Consider the following 24,478-nt stretch of genomic DNA (forward strand, 5'->3'; position numbering starts at 1 on the left):
GACGTGCGCATCGACCTCAACTCCGATCTCGGCGAGAGCTTCGGCCGCTGGGAGCTCGGCGACGACGCCGCCCTGCTGTCCATCGTGACCAGCGCCAACGTCGCCTGCGGATTCCACGCCGGAGACCCCACGGTGCTGCGCACGACCTGCGAACAGGCCGTCGAGCGCGGCGTGGCCATCGGGGCGCAGGTCGGCTACCGCGACCTCGCCGGGTTCGGCCGGCGGTTCATCGACGTGCCGCCCGCCGACCTCACCAACGACGTCCTCTACCAGATCGGTGCGCTGGACGCGATGGCGCGTGTCGCCGGAGACCGGGTCCGCTACGTCAAGCCGCACGGGGCGCTGTACAACGCCATCGTGCACCACGAGAAGCAGGCGGCGGCCGTGGTCGAGGCGGTGCTCGCCTACGACCCGGGCCTGCCGGTCATGGGGCTGCCCGGATCGCGGTGGCTCCGCCTCGCCGAGGAGGCCGGGCTCACCGTGGTGCGGGAGGCGTTCGCCGACCGCGCCTACACGCCCGAGGGCACCCTGGTGCCGCGCGGTCAACCGGGAGCGATCCTGCACGACGCCACCGAGATCGCCGACCGCTGCCTGCGCATCGTCCGGCGCGAACCCGTCGCCGCCGTCGACGGCACCGCCGTCCCGATCGAGGCCGACTCGCTGTGCGTGCACGGCGACAGCCCCGGTGCCGTGGACATCGCCCGGACCGTCGCCGCCCGGCTCGGAGCGGCGGGCGTGGCCGTGGCACCCTTCACCGCGGTCGGGGCGTCATGACCGGGACGCGTCGGCCGCTCCGCGCCCGGGGCGCGCTCGGGAGGCCGGCATGCAGGTCCTGACATGTGGCGACTCCGGTGTCCTCGTCGAGGTGGCCGACCTCGACGAGGTGCTGGCGCTCAACGCCGCCCTGACCGCGGATCCGCTGCCCGGGGTCAGCGACGTCGTCCCCGCAGCGCGCACCGTGCTGCTGCGCCTCGCCGAGGACGGCGACCCGGCGGCGGTCGCCGCGGCCGTGCGGCGGCTGCGGCCGCGGACCGTGCGCGCCGGGACGGCCGAGGAGGTCGGGATCGACGTCCAGTACGGCGGAGCCGACCTCGCCGACATCGCCGCCCACACGGGGCTGAGCCAGCGCGAGGTCGTCGCCGCGCACACCGGAACCGCCTGGACCGTCGCGTTCTGCGGATTCGCCCCCGGCTTCGGCTACCTGGTCGGCGGCGACCCCCGCCTGGACGTCCCACGCCGGGCCGAGGCGCGCACCCGCGTCCCCGCCGGAGCGGTGGCGCTGGCCGGGCGCTTCACCGGTGTCTACCCGCGCAGCTCGCCCGGGGGCTGGCAGCTGCTCGGCCACACCGACGCCGTCATCTGGGACCTGGAGCGCGACCCGCCGGGCCTGCTGCGGCCGGGCCTGCGCCTGCGCTTCCGCGAGGCGTAGCGGCGCCGAGCACACGCAAGGAGGCCGGGCGGGACGGCCGAAGGACCGGCGGGCCCCGCCGGGGCCGACACACGAGACGACACGCAGGGGGGATGGTCGGCGACATGGCGGCCACGACGGGCACAGCGGGCCTGGAGGTGCTGCGCACCGGACCGCTCACCACGGTGCAGGACAGCGGGCGGGCGGGACACGCCTCACTGGGCATCGGGCGCTCGGGCGCGGCCGACGCCGCCTCCTACGCCCTGGCCAACCGCCTGGTGGCCAATCCGCCCGGCGCCGCGGCGCTGGAGACCACCCTCGGCGGGCTCGCGCTGCGCGCGCACGGCCCCGCCACCATCGCGGTCACCGGGGCACCCGCGCCGGTCACCGTCGACCGGCGCGCCGCCGCGCCCGACACCGTACTGCACCTGCGCGACGGCGCAGAGCTGCGGCTCGGCACTCCGCCGCGCGGGCTGCGCACCTATGTGGCGGTGCGCGGCGGCTTCGACGTCGCCCCCGTGCTCGGCTCGCGCAGCACCGATACCCTCGCCGGCCTCGGCCCCGACCTCCCGGCCGTCGGCGACGTGCTGCCGGTGGGACCGCCGCCCCCGGGCTTCCCCGTGATCGACCACGCCCCGGTTCCGCCCGTCCCCGGCGACGAGGTCGAGCTGCGCGTCGTCCCCGGGCCGCGGGACGACTGGTTCCACCCCGAGGCCCTCGACGTGCTGCTGAGCCACCCGTTCGAGGTCACCGCCCGCAGTGACCGGGTCGGGGCCCGCCTCGCCGGCCCCCCGCTGCGCCGCGCCGAGCACGAGGAGCTGCCCAGCGAGGGCATGGTGCCGGGCTCCCTGCAGGTCCCTCCCGGCGGCGAGCCCGTGCTGTTCCTCGCCGACCACCCCGTCACCGGGGGCTACCCGGTCATCGCCGTGGTCATCACCGCCGACCTCGCCCGCGCGGCGCAGGCCCGCCCCGGGGCGCGCCTGCGGTTCTCGGTCGCGGTGAACCACCGGTCGACCCGTGGGCGATGAGGGGTGCGAGGGGAGGAACGCCCCCAGTGCGGCGACCGGCCCGTGTGCGGTGGACGGCGCGCCCGTGCCGAGGGGAGTGCGGTGGTTCCCCGGCGGGAATGCTCGGACCCCGGGCCGGCACACGACCGGACCCCGTCCGCTGAACACTCGGCGCCCGGCACACGTGTTGCGGGTGACCGGATACGCGTTCACCACCGCATCCACCCCGACGCCGCTCCCCGCGGCCGCGCCGACCCGTCCGGCGGCCCCGCCGGGTTCTCCCGGAGGCGACCGCGGTCACGGAGAAAATGGCGGTGGACGCCCGATCGTACCGACGCGAACACGGAGCACGCCCATGACAGCCGACGACTCCGGCCCCGGCCCGTCACCCGCCGTCCCACCCGCCGAACTGCGTCCGCGGCAGGCCCGGGCGCTGTTCCGGCGCGGAGTCCGGACGCCCACCGCCGGGTACTGCGCCGGCTACGCCCAGGCCAACCTCATCGCCGTGCCGCGCGACCTGGCCTACGACGTGCTGCTGTTCGCCCAGCGCAACCCGAAATCCTGCCCGGTGCTCGATGTCACCGAGCCGGGCGACACGCGCGCCTCCATCTTCGCCGGGGACCTGCGCACCGACCTGCCCGCCTACCGGGTCTACGCCAACGGTGTGGTCGTGGCCGAACCGGGGGACGTGGGCGACGTGTGGCGCCGCGACCTGGTGTCCTTCCTCATCGGATGCAGCTTCACCTTCGAAGCCCCGATGGTCAGGGCGGGCATCCCGCTCCGGCACCTGGAGACCGGCGGCAACATCGCGATGTTCCGCACGGACCGGCCCTGCCGCCCGGCCGGGCGGCTCCGCGGGCCGCTGGTCGTCACCATGCGCCCGATCCCCGCCGACCGGGTCGCCGACGCCGTTCGGATCAGCTCCCGCTACCCGGCGGTCCACGGCGCACCCGTGCACGTGGGCGACCCGGCCGCGCTCGGCATCGCCGACCTCGATCGGCCCGACTTCGGGGACCCCGTGGAGGTGCGGCCGGGCGAGATCCCCGTGTTCTGGGCCTGCGGCGTGACCCCGCAGGCCGCCGTCATGGCCTCGGCCCCCGAGTTCGCCATCTCGCACGCGCCCGGCCACATGGCCGTGACCGACGTGCGCGACACCGACTACCAGGTGCCGTGAAGGGCCGGGGATGACCGCCGCCGGAGCGGGCCGGGGGGAGCCGTGGCGGGGCGGTGAAGCCCCGGCAGCGCGCCGTGCTCAGCCCGACAGCCTCCGGCGGACCAGCTCGGCCACGGGCGGCCGCGGTGCCGAGGGCGGTGCCGCAGGGGAGTGCTCCCAGTGGACCTCCGCCGCGCGCCCCTCCAGGACCAGGGTGGCCAGCGTGTTCTGGTATTTCGGAGGGCCATCCAACCGCCAGGCCAGCCGTGGGCGGCGGATCCCGGCGGCGCGGGAGAGGAGGGCGCCGACCGCGCCCCCGACGCGCAGCGTCGACAGCCGGGTCAGCCGGCGCATGAGCGGCGGCAGCCGGTTGCACGTGGGCGAGCACACCAGCTGGGCGATCCGCGTGGCGGAGCCCCGCGCCGCACCGTCCCGGGGCCGTGCGCGGGCGAGGTAGGAGAAGTGCACGTCCCCGCCGAGGAACAGCACCGTCGCCGGTGGCGTGCCCCGCTCCCCGGCCGCGACCTCCAGCACCGAGTCCGCCAGCGACCGGAACGAGCGCTGGAAGGCCGCCCAGTGCTCCAGGTCGATGGCGCGGCGCAGGCGCTCGGCCAAGCCTCGCGGCGCCCGTCCCCATGCCCCGGCGCACACGGCCTCGTTCCACGCCTCCAGGTGGTGCACGGCCGTCGGCAGCAGGACGGGCAGGCCGCTCGCCACCACCAGGTGGTCGACACCGCCGGTCAGCCCCTGGTCCAACCAGGCGGTGCCGTTGCGGTCGAGCATGGAGCGGTGCGCGTCGTCCTCGACCTCGCGGCCGCAGCGGGTGTCGACCATGAGCACCCGGGTGCGGCCGATGTCCAACCGGTAGGACCAGAGGTAGGCCGCGGGCTCCGCGTCGGCCCGCCGCGCGAACGCGTCGAGGACCGGGGCGGCGTCGCGTCGGCCCGGGGCCGGGTCGTCGGCGGCCGCGCGCACATCGGCGTACACGGGGTCGGCGGCGCGCTGGTCGGGGGTGAGGTTGCCCAGGTGCTGGTAGACCCAGTACGCGCCGAGCCCTGCGGTGATGCGCCGCGCCCACCACGGGGTGCGGGCGATGTCGCGCCGCCAGGAACCGGAGGTGTTCCAGTCGTCCCGGATGTCGTGGTCGTCGAAGAGCATCAGGGTGGGGACGGTCGACAGCAGCCAGCGCACGTCGGGGTCGGACCAGGCCTGCCGGTAGAGCTCGGCGTACTCGTCGAAGGACACGACCTCGTCGTCGGGCGGTCGGGTCCGGCGCAAGCGGTCGGCGGGGGCGGCGGGATCGCCGGGGCCGGTGCGGCGGTGGTCCTCCGGCCCGTCCGCGCCCGCGTGCGCGCCGACGTCCCGCGCGCGGTGCGCCCGCAGGAACTCCAGCATCCGCGGCTGCAGCTCGTCGGCGTACACCTGGTCGCCGATGAGGAGCAGCACCGTGGGCTCCTCGGTGTCCGCGCCCGCCCTGCGGCGCTCTGCGAGCCGCAGGGCGTAGGCGCGCAGCATGTCGGGGCCGTAGCGCTCGACGGCCGCGGGGGAGTGGTCGGTGGGGGTGTGGCAGGAGCCGAAGACGATGCGGGCGGGCGCCGCATGGTCGAGGGTGCGCAGGAGGCTCGGCGGGTGGGCGGAGTCCGGCTCCGGCCACACCGGGGTGCCGTCCAGCAGCACCTCGTAGGCGAGCGCCGCCCCCGGGGGGAGCCCGGACAGCTCGCAGAGCGCGTAGTGGTGGCCGTGCACGGTGAACGTCGGGGCGTCTGCCGTGAACACGGCAGTGTCCGCCTCCGCGGCGTCCGCGGCTCCCTGCGTGCGTGCGCGGACCGTCACCCGGCACGGCGCATCCGCCTCCACCCACACGGTCGCCGTCGTGTCGGCCACGTTCCGCAGCAACGGGCCGAGCCGAAGTGCAGCTCCCACGTCCACCGCCTCCCTCATCCTCGTCGGTCCCCGCGCACCCGCCGCCGCTCGGGGGTGCGACACGCCCGGGCGGGCGTCCGCGCCCGACATCCCGGCCACCTCGGCCACCTCGGCCACCTCGGCCACCTCGGCCACCGAGTACGGCGCGCGCCGCCGGTGCGCTGGGGCGGGGCCTCCCGACACAGCGTGCCGCGTCAGAGTTGCATGTGGGCGCCGCCTGGGTAACCGTTGCCACATGCGGACAAAACTTCTCGACCTCCACACCGGGGGTTCGGAGAGCATCACCGACATCACCCCGGACTGCCGCGACTTCGCGGCGGAGGCCGGCGGGGACGGGCTGCTGCACGTCTTCGTCCCGCACGCCACCGCCGGTGTGGCACTCATCGAGCTGGGGTCCGGGTCCGACGACGACCTGCTGGCCGCACTGGACGACCTGCTTCCGCCCGACGACCGGTGGCGGCACCGGCACGGCTCGCAGGGGCACGGGCGCTCCCACGTCATGCCGGCGATGGTGGCGCCCTATGCCACGCTCCCCGTCGTCGACGGGCGTCTGGAACTGGGAACATGGCAGTCCGTCGCCGTGGTGGACCTGAACGTGGACAACCCGGATCGGCAAGTGCGGCTGTCGTTCTTGACGGCTGCCGCTCAGGTAGCAGGATGGTAGGTCAGACGGTAGGGAGCGGTGACGCGTTGACGGATCAGGCTCCCAACGTGTGAACTTATCCGAACAACAGCGGGATCGACCCGGCAACGGGGCCGCGTACAGGGCCGAGCCCGTCTCTTCGGACAACGGGTCGGCGGGGTATATGAAGTGTGGAGGAGGACTTTCGTGAGCGCGACCGCGGGCCAGGCACAAAGCGAACGTGGCCTGGCCGAACGACTCGGGTTCAAACCGGGTCAGGTGGTGCAGGAATTCGAGTTCGACGACGACGTTGACGAGCAGCTGCGTGCGTCGATCGCCGAATGCACCGGTGAAGAGCTGGTCGATGAGGACTACGACGGCGTCGCCGATGCCGCCCTGCTGTGGTGGCGGAGCGACGAGGAGGACGACCTCACCGATGTTCTGGTCGATGTGCTCGGCGCGGTCGAAGGCGGCGGCATCATCCTGGTGCTGACCCCGAAGGCCGGACGCGAGGGCCACGTCTCGCCGAGCGAGGTGGCGGAGGCAGCGAGCACCGCGGGTCTGTCCCAGACCAGTGCGGTGAGCGCCGGCCCGGACTGGGCGGGGACCCGCCTGGTCGCCCCCAAGATCCAGCGCTGAATCGATCCTGTCGTGCCCGGGGCGGCGGCCGGGGGCCGCCGCCCGCCCAGAGATGGGCCGCGCAGGGCACCGCCCGTCCGGTACGGCGGGCGGTACCGGCGGTGCGTCCGCGAGCGGCCGCACCGGAGTTCACGAGAAGTGGAGTTGACGGATGTCCATCGAGGTCGGCCAGAACGCGCCCGATTTCGAGCTCACCGACCAGCACGGGCAGGCCGTCCGGCTGTCGGATTTCGCCGGACGCAAGAACGTGCTGCTGGTGTTCTACCCGCTGGCGTTCTCCGGCGTGTGCCAGGGCGAACTGCGCGACCTTCGGGACAACACGGCCGAGTTCTGCAACGACGACGTGCAGGTGCTGAGCATCTCGGTCGACTCGATGTTCGCCCACCGTGCCTGGGCCGACACCGAGGGCCTCGACTTCCCGCTGCTCTCGGACTTCTGGCCGCACGGCGAGGTGGCGAGCGCCTACGGCGTCTTCGACGACACCCGGGGCGTCGCGGTCCGGGGCACCTTCCTGACCGACAAGGAGGGCGTCGTGCGCTGGAAGGTCGTCAACCCGATCTCGGAGGCCCGCAGCATCGACGACTACCGCAAGGCCCTCACCGACCTCTCCTGACCGCCCGGCCCGCTCCCGCGCGGGGGCGCCCGCGCCGCCCCGCGACGGGCACACCGGCGCCGCGAAGCCGGTACTATTTCTTCCGGCGTCCGACCGCGTCTGAGACACGCGGTAAGCCGGACCGGCCACATCACCGGGGCGCGTAGCTCAGTTGGTCAGAGCCCCCGCCTTACAAGCGGGTGGTCGGAGGTTCGAGTCCTCTCGCGCCCACCCCACAGGAACATGCGAAACGCCCCCTGGACTGCCAAGGCAGTCCAGGGGGCGTTCGTACGTCTGTCCGGTTGGCTACGGCCGGATCCGGCCGTAGCCGGTTAGCTGTGCCGAATACGTGCCGACGAACCCGGTCCGCCGCCGTAGGTGCAGTGCCGACCCGTGGCGTGGTCGGTGATCGTTTCCACGAGGTGCGGAAACCCGTCGGCGGGCATGTGCTGCCGGACCTCGTCGGCGGATTCGTCGACGCTCCCTCCCGCTCCGACGGGGAGGTCGGGCTCGGTCAGTACCAAGCCGTCTACATAGGCGTCCATCGCCGAGGACGTGTGTGCCGCCAGTGCCCGGCGCGCCGAGGCGCCCGCGACGACATCGCCCCGGCCGGATGCGGCCATCGGGCCGACCGCCGCCCCGGGGAAGGGGGAGGAGGTCTAGGATCGCGATGGTGACAGGCGTTGCGGTAGGGGGACGCCCGCCCCCATCCGTCTGCTGAGCGGCGAAGGAGAACGCGGTTGTCCGGGGCGCAGCACAACGAAACGCGGGATGTCTCGGGCGCCGTCGCCCAGTCCGAGACCATGCGGGACGTCATCTTCAACCTCGCGCCCCCCGAACCGCCACCCGCCGCGCGGCAGTTCCCGCGCACGGACCGCAGGTACACCAACCGTCTTGCCGAGCTACGCGAGGTGGACCGGGTGGTGGAGGACGTCGTCAGGCGTGGGCGGGGCGCCCGATACCTGCTCATCGGGCCGGAGGGCATCGGCAAGTCCGCGCTCATGGCCGAGATCGGCGCACGCAGCCGGGCCGACTTCGACGAATCGCTCCACCTCGACCTCGCCGAGGTCCGCGACCGCGAGGGCAGCGCCGACTACGCCCAGGCGCTGCGCCGACTCCTCTTCGCACTCCACGACCGCACGGCCGAGGGCCTGACCGACGTGGCCCGGCTGCGGCGGCGGTTCCAGGACATCACCGGTGGCCGGAGCCTGCTGCTGTTCCTCGACGACGTCGCCGACCGCGAGGAACTCGCGCTGTTCACCCCCGGCGAAGGCCGGTGCCTGCTGGTCGCCGCCTGCCGCCCCGGGTTCGTGGGCGCCGCCCTGGAGCAGCGCGACGGCGCCGAGGTGATCGAACTCGGCGCGCTCCGCACCCACGACGGCCTGCGGCTGCTGCGCGAGTACTCCGCCGTCGACACCCTCATGCGCGAGCCCGACGAAGCGGGCAGCGCCGAGGAACTGGTCGCTCTCTGCGGAGGCCTCCCCCTCGCCCTGCGCGTGGCCGCCACGCACCTCGACCGCCGCCCCGAACTCACCATCGGCGACCTCGTCGACGCGGTCCGGGCGCGCGTCTTCGCGGAGCCCGGGACCCCTTCGGCCCAGGCGGTCATCGAGCTGGGACTGGCCCGACTGAGCGCACGGGAGACCGAACTCATCGCCAGGGCCGCCGAGCACCCGGGCCGATTCTTCCCACCCGAGCTCGGCACCGCGCTCATGGGCCCGGACGGCCCCGACCTCATCGACGGCCTGGTCGAAACAGGTGTCCTGCGGCCGACCGGGGCGTCCGGCTACAGCATCGCCGAGCTCGCGCGCCAGACGGTGCGCAGCGGCCCGGTCCGAGACCCCGGCCGCGTCGCCGCCGACCGCGCCGCCATCCTGCGCTTCTTCGGGGTCGGCCACCGGCTCGCCGACCTGTACGGCAACGGCGAGCGGTTCCGTCTCGCCGACGTGATGGAAGCCGACGAGTCCACGGTCGCCCCGGCCGACTACCCGCAGCCGTTCGCGACCCCGGCCGAGGCGGGAGACTGGCAGGACCGGCATCTCGGCCACACCCCCGGCCTGATGCGGTCGGCCGTGGACATCGGCCGTCCTGCGGCCGCGCTGCTGCTCGCCGACCATACCTGGCCCGCCCACTACAACCGGCGCCGGTTGGCCGCGGGCACCGCCGTCTACGGCTACGCGGTCCGACTCGCCCGGACCCTCGGCCACCAGCACGCGCTGGCCCGGTGCCTGACCTACCTCGCCCGCCTCCACCTCGAACTGGAGGACAGGGACCGGGCCGCGGAGCTGCTGCGGGAGGCCGACGCCGCGGCGGACGCGTCCGGAGAACCGCTCAACCACGCCGTCGTCCTGGAAGCGCGCGGACTGCTCTACGGACGCGGCGCCTCCCCCGACCGGACAGCGGCCCGCGAAGCGCTCGCGGCGTCGCGCGCGATCCACCGCGAACGCGGCCGTGCGCGCGGTGACGTCCTGCAGACGTACCAGCTCGCCGAGGAGCACCGGAGAGCCGGTGAGCCCGACCGCGCACTGGAGGAGCTGCGGGACGCCGAAGCCAGGGCGGAGCGCCGCCTCACCGAGCTCGACCGCGCGGATGACCCCCGGCGGTCCGAACACCTCGTGCACGACTGGAAGCTCATCCAGGGCCGGGTGCAGCTCGCCCTCGCGCGCGTCCTGGACGCCCAGGGGCGGGCGGAGGAGGCCGAGCGCCGCGCGGAGGCGGCGCGCCGCGTGTTCGACGACGCCGGGCAACCCGTCAGGGAGGCGCGGGCGCTGCGCCTGCTCGCCGAGATCGCCGAACGGCGCGGGGACACCGAGTACTGCCGCGCCCTGCGGATCCGGACACAGCGGCTCTTCGCCCACTACCACCTGGATGATGACGCCGCCGAGGTCCACCGGCGGATTCCGCCCCGGCCTGCCTCAGGGCCGACCGGCTGAGTCCCCCGCCGGCTATCCGTCGGCTCCGAGAAAACGGAACTCGCGCGGGGGGGGGTAGGCCCTCACCTGCGTCTCGGCATCGCCTACGCCGACACGCACTCCGCGCCGCCAGGGGTGCCACGCCCTGCCGGTCCGCGCCCATCCGGCCGCCGCGGCGGCCAGTACGGCCGCGTCGAGCCGTCCTGACGGCGTCCGCGCGCGGAACCCGCGCCCGTCCCGGTCGACCAGCAGCGCCTGGCCGTCGCCCGTCGCGGCCGCGGCGAGGCGTGCCTTGGGGTACGTGGCGAGCCTGTCGTCGAGCCAGCCCACCGCCTCGCGTTCGGACATCGGGCGCCGCCGCGACCAGGCGTGTGCGGACTGCCAGCGCGGCACGACGGTGTCCTCCGCGTCGACCACGAGCAGGCGGTCCGGGTCCGGTGCGGTGAGCGAGGGCGCGCCCGCCGGGAAGCGGCGCAGCATGACATCGGGGCGGCGCCCCCCGGAGGCACCCGCCGGGGTGGTGTACTCCACCTGCCACGCCGTGACGTCCTCGTACAGCACGTCCAGGTCCGGGAGCGTCGGGTAGTGTGCGGCCGTCGCCGGCTCGGACAGCCCGAGCAGCCCGTACAGCAGGCCCCGCATCCGCTCCGCCGATCGGCCCTGGTGCTCGATCAGCAGGTCGGCGGTGGAGTGGGGGCGGCTCGCCACGGCCCGGTCGACCTGATCCTGCAGGTCGTCGTCGGGCGCGATGCGGCGGGCGCCGCGCCCGAACGTGAACAGCGGCGAAGCGGGATCCAGCTCGGCGTCGCCGAACGCGGCCAGGAGCACCGGGCGGCCGAGCGCCGAGGCGTAGAAGGTCACCGACCCGTGGTCGCCGATGACGACGTCGGCCGCGATGAGGGCGGCCCGCCATCCCTCGTACGGCGGGATGAGGATGAGCCCCGCCGCGATCTCGTCGGCGAACCACAGCTCCAGCATGGCCCGGCCGTGCCGGTACCAGACGTTGGGGTGGGCGATGAGGCCGACCCGGTACCCGTCGACGGGAAGGGCCGTCAGCAGCGCGCGGACGAGGTCGCGCTCCGCCCCCAGCAGCGAGTCCTTGTTCCAGGTCGACGACAGCACCACGAATCTCCGGTCGCCGCCGTCCCCGGACACCTGACCGGATCCGGCCCCTCCGCCGCCGGTGCTTCCCCCGGTCCGCAGGGCGGCCCGGTAGCGGTCTCGGCGCCCCAGGTGCGCGAGCATCCGATCGAAGGTCGGGTCGCCCACGACCACACCGCGCCGCGCCGCCGGCGGGCACGTCCGGTTCAGGCGGGCGACCTGCTCGGCGTGCGAGAGGGCGATCCGGTCCGGGACGATCCGGCCGTCGTGCAGGAGTTGGGACGGGTCGAGCCCCGAGGCGGTGGTGAGCGAGCCCGGAGCCTCGCCGACGAGCCGGTTGTGGCCGACCCCGTGCGGCATCAGCACCAGCGGGGAGGCCACCTCGTGGAGCGGCCCCTTGGGGCTCGCCGCGAGCGCCAGGGAGAAGCGCCTCCCCTCGGTCCGCGCCTGTTCGGCCCGGACCTGCTCCCATGACACGACCCGGGCCACCCCCGCCTCCCGGAGGAGTCCCCGGACACCCGGCTCGGAGACCGAGCCCGGGTCCGGGAGGAAGGTGACCTGGATGCGGTCGTCGCCGCGGAAGAGCCCGATGACGTCGAGGAGCCGGTTGGTCGAGGGGACGCTCCGGGAGATCGCCAGGACCTCGTGATCGGCGGCGATCGTCCCCCAGGGGTCGTCGTGTCTGTCCACCAGGAAGCGGTGATCTCTCTCGTTCGGCCACCGCGCGCGTCGTGGGCCGTGCGGCGGCGCGCAGCGTCGGATCACGGGGGTCTCGGAGGCGGCGACGGTGACGTCGGTGGCGGCAGGGACGTATCAGCCGACCAGGATAGAGGAAGGGCGGATCGGTGCGGACCGGCGGGTGCCGCGCCGCCCCGGGGAGGCCGGGGCGGGAGTGGCGCAGGCGGGCGGCCCGGTCGCACGAGTCGCCGCATATGGGAACTCTGTGTAATCGTTCGGGTGTAGTGTGTCACGCGGTGGCGAATCGAGCCGGGGGAGTGATCGTGCGAGTCGTCGGGTCCGGTGCCTGGGCGGAGGAATGTCCGATCGGGGATGACGGGGGGCGCGAAGCGCACGACGGTGCGGGGGCGGCCCCCGCGGAGTCGTTGCACCCGCTGGACTTCGCGGCCAAGCCCCTCGTGCTCGACCGGCTGCGCGTGCAGGCCGGGGCGTTCTTCGACCTCATCCGGCCCGATCGTGTCTGGGAGGAGCCCACGGCCGCCGGGCACTGGGAGGTGCGCGACCTCGCCGCGCAGATGGTGGCGGTGACCACGCGCCACCTGGCCTGCCTGACCGCGCCCGCGAGCACGCGCCACGTCGAGCTGCCGCGGCTGGAAGGGCACGCGCGGCGCACCGACGAGGCGGTGATGGCGGCCCGCACCGTCAGCCGAGTCGACACCCTCGCCGCCCTGGGCGACCGCTTCGCCGTGGTCACCGCGCTGCTGGACAGCCTCGACGAGACCATGTGGACCCGACCGGTCGTCGCCCACCCGGTGTTCGGCCGCGTGCCCGGCGTCTTCTGCGCCGCCCACCTCATCCTCGCCTCCACGGTCTACGCGTGGGACATCCGCGAGGGCCGCCGCCAGCGGCACGCGGTCTCGGCCGATGCCGCCGACATGGTGTCGCCGTTCCTGCCGAAGATCTGGCAGCTGACGCTGAAAGCGGCACCGGCCAGGCCGATCCGCGTCGGTGTGCAGGTCAGCGGGCGCAACGGCGCCGGGTACCTGGTCCACGTCGACCGCGCCGACGGCTTCCGCTGCACCATGGGCGATGCGTGGAGCGCACCCACCGTTCTGGAGTTCGACCCGGGGAGCTTCCTGCTGACGGTCTACGGGCGGATCAACGGCGGGTGCGACTACGGCGACCTCACCCAGGCGCGCAGGTTCCGCAACCTGTTCTTCCGGATCTGACCCGGGCCGCCCGCGCCACCCGGCCTACTCCACGTCCGTCCGGTAGCGCGGGCGCAGCGCCCGCGCGCGCAGCGCGGCCAGGGCGGTGATCTCGCCGCCCTCGGTCAGCACCGGCGTGTCGTCCACCAGGCAGTCGTCGTCGAGCATGCCCAGCGACCACATCCGGAGCCGGAACCGCTGCGCTTCGCGTCGGATCGGCTCGGCGAGGTCGCCGCCGTCGCGGAACGCCCACCCCTCCTCGGCGAGGATCGAGGTGAGCCGCCGGATCAGCTCGTCCCCGGTGCTCGGTGCCGAGGTGAGCAGCACCAGCAGCTCCGCCTCCCGCACGGCGACGCCGAAGTCGGGCTCGCCGCCCTCACGGCCGATGACGGCGGCGGTGGCGGTCCGCCAGAAGGTGTCCGCGTCCTCCAGCATGTGCAGACCCGTCTTGGTCAGGACCAGGAAGGTTCCGGCCCTGCGGATGGCGCGCATCTCCCGCTGCGCGAGCGAGCGCAGCGTGTGCAGCGGGACGACGTCGAGCTCGCGGTTGAGCGGGCCGGTGAGCCACTCACGCCACCCGAACAGGTCGACGGCCTCCGCGACCAGTGTCGGCGTGATGTAGTGCCGCGCTGTGAGCGGCAACCGGTCGCGGCTGTGCCCCAGCATCCAGCCCAGCGCCCGCATGACCCCCTCGGGCACGGGGTCGGGCGCCGTGGAGGGGATGGCCAGCAGCCGCGGTGAGAGCTCTCCGGCGAGGGTCGAGCGTTCCCCGTGGCGTTCCACGACCCAGGTCTCCAGCCGCTCGGAGTGGATGCGCTCCAGCCAGCAGGCGCCGTCGAGTTCGGGTCGTCCCTGGGTGAGCCAGCGGGTGAGCAGCACTTCGCGGGCCTGCTTCCATCCGCGGCCGCCCACCCGCAGTTCGCCGGAGGCCAGCGCCAGGTCCAGGGCCGCCGCGCAGTCCCCGAAGGCCGCGTTCTCCTCGGGGCCCATGAGCGTGCCCCAGGTGTGCAGCGGGGTGGCGGTCGGAACCGAGCCGCTGCGCGTGGTGGCCTCGGTGTAGGCGGCCACACCGGCGTCGTGGCCCTCCTCCTCATAGATCCGCAGGATCCGCTCGGTGAGCTCGGACTCGCACAGCGCGGCGTAGCGTTCCAGTCCGTTCAGGTTGAGCAGGCGGCCGAGCGCATGGGCCACCTGGACGCGTTTCTCCGTGCTGATCATCCATTTGACCGGCAGGGCGTACCAGAGGAAGTCCTGCATGCGCAGCAGATCGATGCCCTCCAGGCCACCGCTGGACAGCCAGCCCATGGCGGCGGCCGCGTCTTCGGCGTGCTCCGGGTTCTCCTGGCGGAGTACCGTCAGCGCCTCTCGTTCGCTCAGCATGGCGCCAGTCTGCCGTGTCGTGTGCGCCGAAGTACACCAGCAGGGGGAGGTGTTCGCGGTTCTCTCGATGTGGTGTCGGCCGTGCCGCCGGTGGACGGAGGCGCGCAGGGCGGTCGTGGCCGACCATCGGGGCGCGGGGGAGGGATGCGGGCCGGGTGGGAATGGGCCGGGACACCGACCTGCCCGGGCGTGGCGCGCGGGGGACCGCGGGAGAAGGCGGCCGGGGGTGCTGGCACCTCCGGCCAAGGGTGTGCCCGAGCCATGGTGGCCGTTTGCACCGGCCGCGTAGGTTGAAGGCGTCGGCTCCGGTGGTGCGTATACGGGCATACCGGTGCCGGTTCTCCTGTCCTGCAGGGGCAGGGAACCGGGCACGTGTCCACGCCGCGACCGTCCGGCCGACCCGGCTCGTCCCCACAACGCACCACCCGCGGTTCCGCACGGCCTGAGTGCGGCCGGTCGTGCCTCCCGGCACGCCGATCCGACCGGCCCGCCCAGCCCCGCCCGCCGCCCCCCATGATCACCGGCCCCACCGCCCCTACCGCCCCTACCGACCCGCACGATCCGCGTGGCCCGCCGACCGCCCCCACCGTCGGCACACATGGCCACGCAGCCCGCCGCGGCCGTCCCACCAGCTCTCGCCCCTCCCCCTGTCCCGAGCGCGTCGGGCACGGGGACCACCTGCCGAGGAGGAGAACAGTGCCCGCCACCGAAGTGAACCCCAGCCCGGCCGAGCCCGATGTCCGGACGGCACGACGCCCGGCGTCGGCCCGCGGAAGCGACTTCGCCCGGCTGTCGCGGCGCGTCGCCGAGGCCGGCCTGCTCGACCGCGCACCCGCCCACTACTACGTGCTGCGCCTCGGCCTCATCGGGCTGTTCTTCTTCGGCGGCTGGGCGGCCGTGTTCGTCCTCGGAGACTCCTGGTGGCAGATGCTCACGGCGGTCGTCCTCGCCGCAGCGTTCGGCCAGGTCGCGCTGGCCGCCCACGACCTCGCCCACCGCCAGGTGTTCCGGAACCGGGTGCCCAGCGAGGTGTGCGGGCGCCTCGTGGGCAACCTCGGCATCGGCATGAGCTACGGGTGGTGGCAGGACAAGCACACCCGCCACCACGCCAACCCGAACCACGAGGACCTCGACCCCGACGTCAACCCGGACGTCCTGGTGTGGTCGAAGGACCAGGCCGCCGCGGCCTCGGGGGTGGCCCGGTTCGTCGGCCGCTACCAGGCCTTCCTCTTCTACCCCCTGCTCACGCTGGAGGGCCTGAACCTGCACGCGCAGAGCGTGCGGGCGCTGTTCCAGCCCTACATGAAGAAGCGCGGGCTGGAGGCCGTGCTCCTCATCGGCCACTTCGCCGTCTACCTGGCCATCGTGTTCTCGGTGATGTCGCCGGACAAGGCGATCCTGTTCGTCGTCATCAACCAGGCGCTGTTCGGCGTCTACCTCGGCAACGTCTTCGCCCCCAACCACAAGGGCATGCCCACCCTGAAGAAGGGCGAGAAGCTCGACTTCCTCCGCAAGCAGGTGCTGACCTCCCGCAACGTCAGGGGCGGCTGGTTCGTCGACAACGCCATGGGCGGCCTCAACTACCAGATCGAACACCACCTCTTCCCGAACATGCCCACCCCGCACCTGCGCCGGGCACAGCCCATCGTGCGCCAGTACTGCGCCGAGATCGGCATCCCGTACCACGAGACGGGGTTCGTCCGCTCGCACGTCGAGGCGATGCGGCACCTGCACGACGCGGGCGCCCCCCTCCGCCGACCGGCGGGGGCCGTCTAGGGCCGCGCCGCCCCCAACCCCGTCCGAAACCGGCCCACCCGGATTGAGTACCCGTACTCAGGCGCCCGTGCGCCGGCCGCGATGAGATGGTTCCGGACAGCCGGGGTAGAGGTTGATCGACGGCCGCGAGCGGTCCGTGCCCGACCGGGAGGCACGGGCCGCCGCGGCGTCCGAGAGGGGACGGCGACGATGTTCAGGGAAGGCCGGGGCGGCGACGCCGATGCCCGGGACGAGGTCTTGGGCCGACTGGTCGAGCAGGGGGTGGTCTCCGCCGGACAGGCGGCCGCGGTGGGCGAGGCTCTGGAGCGCGCCGGGATCGGGACAGGCGGCCGTGCGGCCGTCCGCTGGACGGAGATCGCCGGATACGCGGGCGGCGGACTGGTCCTCGCGGGTGTGTTCGCCCTGCTCGCCACGGCGTGGCAGGACCTCGGCGACACGGTGCGCGTGCTGCTGCTGGCCGCCATCGCCCTGGTCGCCGCGGTGGCGGGGGTCGCGATGGCCGGCGGGCCGCGCGCCGTGCTCGGCCCCGACTCCCTGGCCGGGCGGATCCGTCCGGCCCTGGCGGGTCCCGCGGTCCCCGTGGTCCGGCGCCGGGTCGCCGGAGTGCTGTTCGCACTGGCCGCGGTGGCCACGGTGTTCGCCGTCAACGTCGGTCTGGGCGAGTCCGAGGCGTCGTGGTGGGTCGCACTGCTCGGCGGGTTCGCGGTCGCCGCCGCCGGCTATGCCGCACTGCGCTCCGCCGTGGGACTGGTGGTCTGCTGGTGGATGAGCGGCGGGCTCGCCCTGGCGGTGTTCGATGCGGTCGCGCCCACGAGGGTCGGCTACGAGGTGTACCAGGGGCTGATCCTGTTCGCGCTGGGGCTGGTGTGGGGCGGGCTGGCGGTCGGCGGGGCGTTCGTCGAGCGCAGGCTCGGACTCGGGCTGGGCGCCGGGATGGCCCTGCTCGGTGCCCAGCTCCTGGTCGCCTGGGACGCGGCACCGGTGGCGGGCTACCTGCTCACCCTGGCCACGGCCGCCATCCTGCTGGGCTACTACCGGTGGGAGCGTGCCGCGGTGCTGCTGGTGTTCGGGGTCCTCGGGGTCACCGTGGGGGTCACCGAGCTGGTCTGGGACATCACCGACGGCGCGATCGGCGCGGCGGCGATCCTGCTGACGGCCGGAGCCGTCCTGCTGGCCTCCTGCTGGGCGGGGATCCGGTTGCACGCGGGCGGCGCAGCACCGACCGGGCGGCCGGGCGCCGGCCCCGGGGACGGCGCCCCGGAACCGGACGCCCCCGAACCCGCACCCGGAACCGACAGGGCCGAGTGAGGCGGCCCCGCACACGGGGCCGCCCGTCCCACCCGCGACCGCGGGCGGAACGGGCGGCCCGGACCCGTTCGGGTTCCGTCAGCCCAGGCCCTTGTCGAGACCTGCGCGGCGCAGCGCCTCGGCCATCGCGCCGCCCGGTGCCGGCTCCTGGCGGCCCCCGCGGCCCCGGTCCGACCTGCCGCCGCGGCGGCCGCCCTGTCCGCTCTTGCCGCGGTCGCCGCGTCCGCCGCCGGAGGGGCCGGGCTCCCGCTGCCCGCCGCCGCGGCGGTCGCCTCCGACGGGGGCGGCATCGTCGTCGAGCCGCATGGTCAGCGAGATGCGCTTGCGCGCGGTGTCGACATCGAGCACCTTGACCCGCACGATGTCGCCGGACCTCACCACGTCGCGCGGGTCGTTGACGTAGTTCTTCGACATCGCCGAGATGTGTACCAGGCCGTCCTGGTGCACGCCCACGTCCACGAACGCGCCGAACGCCGCGACGTTGGTGACGGTGCCCTCCAGCAGCATGCCGCGTTCCAGGTCCTCCAGGGTCTCCACCCCCTCCTTGAAGGACGCGGTCGTGAACGCCGGGCGGGGGTCGCGACCCGGCTTCTCCAGCTCCGCGAGGATGTCGGTGACGGTCGGCAGGCCGAAGGTGTCGTCCACGAAGTCGCGGGGCCGCAGCGCCCGCAGCACCTCCCCGTTGCCGATCAGCGTGCCGATCGCCACACCCGCGCGCTCCCGGATGCGGCGCACCACCGGGTAGGCCTCCGGGTGCACGCTGGAGGCGTCCAGCGGGTCGTCTCCGCCGGGGATGCGGAGGAAGCCCGCGCACTGCTCGAACGCCTTCGGGCCCAGCCGCGCCACCTCCTTGAGCGCCTTGCGCGAGCCGAACGGGCCGTTGGCGTCGCGGTGCGCCACGATGTTCTCCGCGATGGTGGAGTTGATCCCCGACACCCGGGTCAGCAGCGGCGCCGAGGCCGTGTTGACGTCCACGCCGACACCGTTCACGCAGTCCTCGACCACCGCGTCCAGCGACCGCGAAAGCTTCACCTCCGACACGTCGTGCTGGTACTGGCCGACCCCGATCGACTTCGGGTCGATCTTGACCAGTTCGGCGAGCGGGTCCTGGAGGCGGCGGGCGATCGAGACGGCGCCCCGCAGCGACACGTCGAGTTCGGGCAGCTCCTTGGAGGCGTAGGCGGAGGCGGAGTACACCGACGCCCCGGCCTCGGAGACCGTGACCCGGGTGAGACCGAGCTCCGGGCGGCGCTTCATCAGCTCCGCGACGAGCCGGTCGGTCTCCCGCGAGCCGGTGCCGTTGCCGATGGCGACCAGCTCGACGCCGTGCTCCCCGGCGAGGCGGCCGAGGGTGTCCAGCGACTCGTCCCAGCGGTGCTGCGGCGCCAGCGGGTAGACGGTGGCGGTGGCGACCACTTTGCCGGTCCCGTCGACCACCGCGGCCTTGACGCCGGTGCGGATGCCCGGGTCCAGCCCCATGGTCGGGCGGGTCCCGGCCGGAGCGGCCAGCAGCAGGTCGCGCAGGTTGGTCGCGAACACGCGCACGCCGTCGTCCTCGGCCGCCTGCCACAGACGCATCCGCAGGTCGATGTCGAGGCGGACGAACACACGGGTGCGCCAGGCCCAGCGCACGGTGTCCAGCAGCCAGCGGTCGGCCGGGCGGCCCCGGTCGGCGATGCCGAAGTGCTCGGCGATCGCGGTCTCGTAGCCGCTGGGAGCCCGGCTCTCGGCCGGCGGGTCGGCGGGCTCCTCCGGCTCCAGGGTGAGGCTGAGCACCTCCTCCTTCTCGCCGCGGAACATCGCCAGAATGCGGTGCGAGGGCAGTTCGGTGAGCGGCTCGGCGAAGTCGAAGTAGTCGGCGAACTTCGCGCCGGCGGTCTCCTTGCCCTCGCGCACCTTCGCCACCAGGCGGCCGCGCTGCCACACGCGCTCGCGCAGCGTCCCGACGAGGTCGGCGTCCTCGGTGAACCGTTCGACCAGGACGGCACGGGCGCCCTCCAGCGCGGCGGCCGCGTCGGCGACGCCCTTGTCGGCGTCGACGTAGGCGGCCGCCGCGGTCCGGGGGTCCTGCCCGGGGTCGGCCAGGAGCAGGTCGGCGAGCGGTTCGAGGCCCGCCTCGCGTGCGATCTGCGCCTTGGTGCGGCGCTTGGGCTTGTAGGGGAGGTAGATGTCCTCCAGGCGGGCTTTGGAGTCGGCCTGCCTGATCCGCTCTTCGAGGGCGTCGTCCAGCTTGCCCTGGTCGCGGATGGACTCCAGCACGGTGGCCCGGCGTTCCTCAAGCTCCCGCAGGTAGCGCAGGCGCTCTTCGAGGGTGCGCAGCTGGGCGTCGTCGAGGGTGCCGGTCACTTCCTTGCGGTAGCGGGCGATGAACGGCACGGTGGCGCCGTCGTCGAGCAGCCCGATGGCCGCGGTCACCTGCTGCTCCCGAACGCCGAGCTCGTCGGCGATCCGCTGTTCGATGGAGGTCGTCACGTTGGCTTGTTCACCTTCTTACTCCGGTACACCGATGCATTGTCCTGGTGGGGGGCGGCCTTGTCACACCGATCGGGGTAGGGGGGCCGGCGTGGCGCGGGCCGCGGGGCCGGGGGCCTGTGGGGATGGCGCCCTCATTGCCCTCCTTTGGTGCGGCCGTGGCCCGCCACTCACCGGGCATTGATACCGGCCCTGGTCTCCTGTTAAGGAGGGAGTAACCACCTCTTCCGGTCCGCCGGACGGGGCTACATCGACGAGGGGCGGTATCACCGTGATCCTTGATCAGGCGTCGCTGCGGGACCTGGCGACGATGTCGGACGACAGCGGGGTGCTCTCGGTCTACGCCACGGCCGACCCGCGGGACCGGACGGCCTCACCGACCTGGCGGCGGACCGTCGCCAACTCGATCACCCGCCTGCGCAACGAGGTCGCCGCCAACGGCGACAAGAAGCACGCCGCCGCCGTGCTCTCCCGGCTGGAGAAGCTCGAACCGGAACTCGACGGGATCCTCGGCGCCACCGAACCCGGCCTGGGGCGGGCGCTGTTCGCTCCGGTCAGCAGTGACGAGGTGCGGACCGTGGTGGTGCAGGTTCCGCTTGTCGACTGCGCCGTACTGGAACCCAAGCCCTACCTGCGGCCGCTCGCCGCGGCCTTCGCCACAGGGGCGCCGGCGGGGGTCCTGGCGGTGGCCCAGGACGGCCTGCGGGTGGTCGACGTGCGGTTCGGCACCGCTACCGATATCACCCGGTTCACCTTCGAGGTCGACACTGACGAGTGGCGCGAGATGCGCGGACCCGCCTCGGCGGGGCGCCCCGGCATCGTCGACCGCGCCGCCAGCCAGACCGACCGCTTCGACCGCCGCCTGGAGGAGCAGCTGCTGCGCTACCTGCACTCGCTGCGGTCGCGGATCACCGAGATCGCCGACGCGCAGGGGTGGGCGTCCATCGTCATCACCGGTGACTCCCGGCTGATCGATGTCGTCCGCAAGGGCCTTCCGGCCAACGGTCCCCGCGACATCGTGCTGCTGGACCGCGTGGTCGAGACGCTCCCGGTCTCCGACATCGCCGCCCGGGTGCGTCCGGACCTGGAGGCCGCGCGTGTCCGCCGGTGCCGGGAGCAGGCCGAGCGGGCCCGTGACGCGGCGCTGTCCGGAGGTCCGGGGACCGTGGGGCTCAGCGACACCCTCGGCGCCTTCCGTGAGGGCCGGGTGGCCCACCTCTTCCTCGACGGGTCCCGGGAGATGCGCGGCCACCGGGCCGCCGACGGCTGGTACTACGCCCAGGGTGAGACCCCGCCGGGCGACTCCGGCACCGGCATGGCCGAGGAGCGGGACCTGGGCGAGCGCATGATCGAACTGGGCCTGGCCGGGGGCGCCGAGGTGACGGTGCTGCCGGAGACGGCCGCGGACGTCCTTGCGGAGGACGACGGCGTCGCGGCGCTGCTGCGCTGGTGAGCCCGGATCCGTCCCGCCCCTGATCGCGGGGCGGGACGGATGCCGCGCGCTCGGGGTCCACGCGGGCCGCGGCGCGGTGGGCGACACGGGTGCAGGCGGGCGTGGCCGGTGGACCGGCCACGCCCTGGGAGCCGGCCCTGAGACTCAGCGGCGGTAGCTGTGCCGCGCGTGGTGGCGCATCAGCAGTGTGGCCGTCGCGAAGATCAACGGGATCCCGATGGCGAGTAGGGCCATGATGACCAGCTCGGCGGTTTGCAGTCCCATGTCAGTGGTGTACCCGTCCGGTGCGGTGAATCACCGCCCGCCGCACGTGCGGCCGTCCGCCCTCGTCCTGCCCGCACGAAAGGGGCCGGGGTCCGCGGATGCGCGACATCGCCGTCCGACGCCGAGTCGGCCGTGCGCGCGCCGACCCCGGCCGTCGGCGTGATCTGGGACTTCTCCGTTTCGTAAGCCCGGCGTTACCGACGGGCAAGTTAAGGTTCTCCGGTGCCCACTGCATTATTGGCCGATAATGCCGTCAGATGGGATCCGCGGTGCGGATGATCCATCCGATGTCAGGGTTCTGCCAACGCCGACGGCTGGGAGTGAATAACCCGTGAAGATACGTCATGGCTGGTGCGCGCGGGCGGCCGCGGCCCTTGCGTCAGCCGCTCTCGTGCTGGGCCTGTGCGGGGCCGGGGCCGCGCTCGCGGACCCGGTCACGGGCGATCCGCAGGCGGGGACCGAAAAGTTGGGGTTCGGGCCCAAGAATGTGATTTTCCTGATCGGCGACGGGATGGGGTACAACCAGGTCGACGCCGGCAGTCTGTACGAGAACGGTACCTCTTTCAACCAGGTCCGCGTCGATCCGGAAACGGGGAAGATCGAACACGAGCCGGGCACGGCGAGCCAGGTGTACGAGAATTTCCCGGTGCGCCTGGGAATGGCGACATATCAGCACCGGAACGGCTATGAACCCGACAAGGCCTGGGGGGATTTCGCGTGGGTCCTGAAGAACCCGCCGGACTCCGCCGCGACGGCGACGGCCATGGCGACCGGCGTGCGCACGTACAACGGCGCCATCGGGCTGGACCCCGACCGCCTACCGGTGCGCAACCTCACCGAGCGCGCCCAGGAGCTCGGCAAGGCCAGCGGCGTGGTCACCAGCGTGCAGTTCAGCCACGCCACCCCGGCCGCGTTCGTCGCGCACAACGAGAGCCGGGGGAACTACCGCCAGATCGCCCGGGAGATGGTCTGGGAGCACGAGCTCGACGTCCTGATGGGAGCCGGCCACCCCTACTTCGACGATGACGGACAGGCCCGGGACACGCCGGACTTCCGCTACATCGACGAGGCGACCTACGAGGCCGCCGTGTCCGGGGCCACAGGGCACACCTTCATCGAGAAGGCGGGCGACTTCGCCGACCTCGCGGACGCGTTCGACCCGCCCGAGCGCGTCTTCGGACTGCCCCAGGTGGCGCGCACCCTGCAGTTCCACCGCAGCGGGCCGGACCGGGACGCCGACGGCACGCCCGTCGAGGGGGCCGAGCCCTACACTGCCCCCGAACTGCGGACCGTGCCCTCCCTGGCCGAGATGGCCTCGGGCGCGCTCAACGTGCTGGACAACGCCTCCGACCGCGGCATGTTCCTCATGGTCGAGGGCGGCGCGATCGACTGGGGCGGGCACGGCAACGAGATGGGCCGGATGATCGAGGAACAGCTCGCCTTCAACGAGGCGATCGAGACGGTCGTCGACTGGGTGGAGCGCGAGAGCAGCTGGCAGGAGACCCTGGTCGTGGTCACCGCGGACCACGAGACCGGCTACCTCGCGGGCCCCGGCGCCGGAGCGGACACGGGGTGGACCCCGCTCCGCGGCGAGGCCGGCGGTCTCCCGGAGCACTCCTGGCACACCGGCGGCCACACCAACTCCCTCGTCCCCCTCTACGCCAAGGGACCGGGCGCCTCACGCATCGACCACCACGCCCGGCACACCGACCCGGTTCGCGGTGACTACCTGGAGAACGTGAAGCTCGCCGAGAGCGTCTTCGACTTCTGGGGCCGGGGGGACACCGCGTCCCCCTGACCCGGAGGAGCGGCGGCCCGGTCACCCGCGGGTGACCGGGCCACCGGTCGACCTCGGGTGACACCTCCGGGGAGGGCCCGAGAGGGGAACCGTCACCGGCGGGCACCGGCGGATCACCCCGGTCCGAACCGCCTCAAGTGTCGTCGTTGAGGAGGTCGGGGGCGTAGTACTCGTCCAGCGGGACCGGGCCGCGGTAGCCCTGGCACATGCACTGGCGGTAGGTGCCGCCGGTCTGGCCGGTCCAGCGGCCGGGGATGACGACCTGGGCCTGGCACATCTTGGTCTTCTGATCGTGGAAGACGAGGTGGTGGCCGCAGCCGCAGATGGGCTGCGGGGTGCGCTGGGCCGCGGTGACGGTCTGCTGCTGTTGCTGCGACTGGTGGGCGTGGCGGTCAGATCGCCTGGGGAGCATCCGGCCGACGAGGATCCCGCCGAACGCGATGGCCGCTCCGAATACCAGACTCACCGGGTCCATGCTGTGCACCGCCCTCCGTTACGCATCGTTCTCATTGTGGCCCACGCCGGCGGGTCGGCGGCTCGGGGGACGGGGGAACTCCGGCGAATACCCACCCGGATGCGACGCCTGCGGTGGTGGGAGGCCGCCGCCACCGCGCGGCCGGATCCGGACGGCCACCCGGCCGGGTTTCCCTCGGTCCCCGGCGGGGCAACGGGGACACCGGAGCCGCAGCGTGCCTCTCCGTGCCTCCCCTGGCGCCGGACGGGCGTTCGGCCACCTCGACGTGGGTATGCCTGCACCAGGCCGTCCTTCTCCGAACGGAGGACG

19 protein-coding genes and 1 tRNA gene are annotated in these 24,478 nt (G+C 73.7%); 14 read left to right on the forward strand and 6 right to left on the reverse strand.

Going from position 1 to position 24,478, the window contains the following annotated elements; genetic code table 11:
* Window positions 1–3: 3 nt before the first annotated feature.
* The 4 genes from HNR23_RS06250 to HNR23_RS06265 all read left to right on the forward strand — a co-directional run bounded on the left by HNR23_RS06250 (window position 4) and on the right by HNR23_RS06265 (window position 3,589).
* Window positions 4–774 carry a 5-oxoprolinase subunit PxpA gene (locus HNR23_RS06250; RefSeq protein ID WP_184079966.1) on the forward strand — a complete coding sequence of 257 codons (771 nt, stop codon included), beginning with the start codon at window positions 4–6 and terminating at the stop codon, window positions 772–774.
* 49 nt (window positions 775–823) lie between these two features.
* Complete coding sequence (locus HNR23_RS06255; protein ID WP_184074397.1) at window positions 824–1,429, forward strand: 5-oxoprolinase subunit B family protein; 606 nt, start codon at window positions 824–826, stop codon at window positions 1,427–1,429.
* A gap of 104 nt (window positions 1,430–1,533) precedes the next feature.
* Window positions 1,534–2,436: a 5-oxoprolinase subunit C family protein gene (locus HNR23_RS06260; RefSeq protein ID WP_246421614.1), complete on the forward strand. Its 903-nt coding sequence runs from the start codon at window positions 1,534–1,536 to the stop codon at window positions 2,434–2,436.
* Window positions 2,437–2,770: 334 nt separating this feature from the next.
* Window positions 2,771–3,589 carry a putative hydro-lyase gene (locus HNR23_RS06265; RefSeq protein ID WP_221308042.1) on the forward strand — a complete coding sequence of 273 codons (819 nt, stop codon included), beginning with the start codon at window positions 2,771–2,773 and terminating at the stop codon, window positions 3,587–3,589.
* Window positions 3,590–3,667: 78 nt separating this feature from the next.
* Here the strand turns inward: HNR23_RS06265 and HNR23_RS06270 are convergent, their stop codons facing one another.
* Window positions 3,668–5,491 (reverse strand): alkaline phosphatase D family protein, encoded by a 1,824-nt coding sequence (locus HNR23_RS06270; protein ID WP_449406828.1) that lies wholly within the window; start codon window positions 5,489–5,491, stop codon window positions 3,668–3,670.
* Window positions 5,492–5,726: 235 nt separating this feature from the next.
* Here HNR23_RS06270 and HNR23_RS06275 point away from each other — a divergent pair, with 235 nt between their 5' ends.
* The 4 genes from HNR23_RS06275 to HNR23_RS06290 all read left to right on the forward strand — a co-directional run bounded on the left by HNR23_RS06275 (window position 5,727) and on the right by HNR23_RS06290 (window position 7,575).
* Window positions 5,727–6,155 carry a YjbQ family protein gene (locus tag HNR23_RS06275; RefSeq protein ID WP_184074401.1) on the forward strand — a complete coding sequence of 143 codons (429 nt, stop codon included), beginning with the start codon at window positions 5,727–5,729 and terminating at the stop codon, window positions 6,153–6,155.
* 165 nt (window positions 6,156–6,320) lie between these two features.
* Complete coding sequence (locus HNR23_RS06280) at window positions 6,321–6,752, forward strand: DUF3052 family protein (RefSeq protein WP_184074403.1); 432 nt, start codon at window positions 6,321–6,323, stop codon at window positions 6,750–6,752.
* Window positions 6,753–6,903: 151 nt separating this feature from the next.
* Window positions 6,904–7,365, forward strand: a complete 462-nt coding sequence (locus tag HNR23_RS06285) for a peroxiredoxin (RefSeq protein WP_184074405.1) — start codon at window positions 6,904–6,906, stop codon at window positions 7,363–7,365.
* 136 nt (window positions 7,366–7,501) lie between these two features.
* Window positions 7,502–7,575: transfer RNA gene (locus tag HNR23_RS06290), tRNA-Val, on the forward strand.
* 101 nt (window positions 7,576–7,676) lie between these two features.
* Here HNR23_RS06290 and HNR23_RS06295 read toward each other — a convergent pair.
* Entirely contained in the window at window positions 7,677–7,967 is a 291-nt protein-coding gene (locus tag HNR23_RS06295) for a hypothetical protein (protein ID WP_184074407.1), read from the reverse strand.
* A gap of 117 nt (window positions 7,968–8,084) precedes the next feature.
* Between HNR23_RS06295 and HNR23_RS06300 the strand changes: the two genes are divergently transcribed.
* Entirely contained in the window at window positions 8,085–10,277 is a 2,193-nt protein-coding gene (locus HNR23_RS06300; RefSeq protein ID WP_184074409.1) for an NB-ARC domain-containing protein, read from the forward strand.
* 12 nt (window positions 10,278–10,289) lie between these two features.
* Here the strand turns inward: HNR23_RS06300 and HNR23_RS06305 are convergent, their stop codons facing one another.
* The gene (locus HNR23_RS06305) at window positions 10,290–12,047 is read right to left on the reverse strand and encodes a translation initiation factor IF-2 (protein WP_184074411.1); all 1,758 of its coding nucleotides are present in this window, start codon (window positions 12,045–12,047) and stop codon (window positions 10,290–10,292) included.
* Window positions 12,048–12,358: 311 nt separating this feature from the next.
* Between HNR23_RS06305 and HNR23_RS06310 the strand changes: the two genes are divergently transcribed.
* Window positions 12,359–13,264, forward strand: a complete 906-nt coding sequence (locus HNR23_RS06310) for a hypothetical protein (RefSeq protein WP_184074413.1) — start codon at window positions 12,359–12,361, stop codon at window positions 13,262–13,264.
* A 24-nt stretch (window positions 13,265–13,288) separates the two neighbouring features.
* Here the strand turns inward: HNR23_RS06310 and HNR23_RS06315 are convergent, their stop codons facing one another.
* Window positions 13,289–14,623 (reverse strand): hypothetical protein, encoded by a 1,335-nt coding sequence (locus tag HNR23_RS06315; protein ID WP_184074415.1) that lies wholly within the window; start codon window positions 14,621–14,623, stop codon window positions 13,289–13,291.
* A gap of 711 nt (window positions 14,624–15,334) precedes the next feature.
* On the opposite strand from HNR23_RS06315, the gene HNR23_RS06320 reads away from it, so the two are divergent.
* The gene (locus HNR23_RS06320; RefSeq protein WP_184079969.1) at window positions 15,335–16,399 is read left to right on the forward strand and encodes a fatty acid desaturase; all 1,065 of its coding nucleotides are present in this window, start codon (window positions 15,335–15,337) and stop codon (window positions 16,397–16,399) included.
* A gap of 189 nt (window positions 16,400–16,588) precedes the next feature.
* A complete protein-coding gene (locus HNR23_RS06325; RefSeq protein ID WP_184074417.1) occupies window positions 16,589–17,707 on the forward strand; it encodes a hypothetical protein in 1,119 nt (372 codons plus the stop codon).
* A 78-nt stretch (window positions 17,708–17,785) separates the two neighbouring features.
* On the opposite strand, the gene HNR23_RS06330 is transcribed toward HNR23_RS06325, so the two are convergent.
* A complete protein-coding gene (locus tag HNR23_RS06330) occupies window positions 17,786–20,179 on the reverse strand; it encodes a Tex-like N-terminal domain-containing protein (protein WP_184074419.1) in 2,394 nt (797 codons plus the stop codon).
* Window positions 20,180–20,450: 271 nt separating this feature from the next.
* On the opposite strand from HNR23_RS06330, the gene HNR23_RS06335 reads away from it, so the two are divergent.
* Window positions 20,451–21,632, forward strand: a complete 1,182-nt coding sequence (locus tag HNR23_RS06335) for a VLRF1 family aeRF1-type release factor (protein WP_343070440.1) — start codon at window positions 20,451–20,453, stop codon at window positions 21,630–21,632.
* 751 nt (window positions 21,633–22,383) lie between these two features.
* Entirely contained in the window at window positions 22,384–23,694 is a 1,311-nt protein-coding gene (locus tag HNR23_RS06340; RefSeq protein ID WP_343070441.1) for an alkaline phosphatase, read from the forward strand.
* A gap of 133 nt (window positions 23,695–23,827) precedes the next feature.
* On the opposite strand, the gene HNR23_RS06345 is transcribed toward HNR23_RS06340, so the two are convergent.
* On the reverse strand, window positions 23,828–24,169 hold the full coding sequence (locus HNR23_RS06345) for a hypothetical protein (protein ID WP_184074423.1): 342 nt from the start codon (window positions 24,167–24,169) through the stop codon (window positions 23,828–23,830).
* Window positions 24,170–24,478: the final 309 nt, after the last annotated feature.

The organism is Nocardiopsis mwathae (genome assembly GCF_014201195.1).
GTDB classification, from domain to species: Bacteria; Actinomycetota; Actinomycetes; order Streptosporangiales; family Streptosporangiaceae; genus Nocardiopsis_C; species Nocardiopsis_C mwathae.

What these genes read in the sequence shown, in the direction of transcription:
- HNR23_RS06255 (WP_184074397.1), top strand. Translation starts at nt 824, where the DNA reads ATGCAGGTCCTGACATGTGGCGACTCCGGTGTCCTCGTCGAGGTGGCC.
- HNR23_RS06260 (WP_246421614.1), top strand. Translation starts at nt 1,534, where the DNA reads ATGGCGGCCACGACGGGCACAGCGGGCCTGGAGGTGCTGCGCACCGGA.
- HNR23_RS06265 (WP_221308042.1), top strand. Translation starts at nt 2,771, where the DNA reads ATGACAGCCGACGACTCCGGCCCCGGCCCGTCACCCGCCGTCCCACCC.
- HNR23_RS06275 (WP_184074401.1), top strand. Translation starts at nt 5,727, where the DNA reads ATGCGGACAAAACTTCTCGACCTCCACACCGGGGGTTCGGAGAGCATC.
- HNR23_RS06285 (WP_184074405.1), top strand. Translation starts at nt 6,904, where the DNA reads ATGTCCATCGAGGTCGGCCAGAACGCGCCCGATTTCGAGCTCACCGAC.
- HNR23_RS06295 (WP_184074407.1), bottom strand. Translation starts at nt 7,967, where the DNA reads ATGGCCGCATCCGGCCGGGGCGATGTCGTCGCGGGCGCCTCGGCGCGC.
- HNR23_RS06315 (WP_184074415.1), bottom strand. Translation starts at nt 14,623, where the DNA reads ATGCTGAGCGAACGAGAGGCGCTGACGGTACTCCGCCAGGAGAACCCG.
- HNR23_RS06325 (WP_184074417.1), top strand. Translation starts at nt 16,589, where the DNA reads ATGTTCAGGGAAGGCCGGGGCGGCGACGCCGATGCCCGGGACGAGGTC.
- HNR23_RS06345 (WP_184074423.1), bottom strand. Translation starts at nt 24,169, where the DNA reads ATGGACCCGGTGAGTCTGGTATTCGGAGCGGCCATCGCGTTCGGCGGG.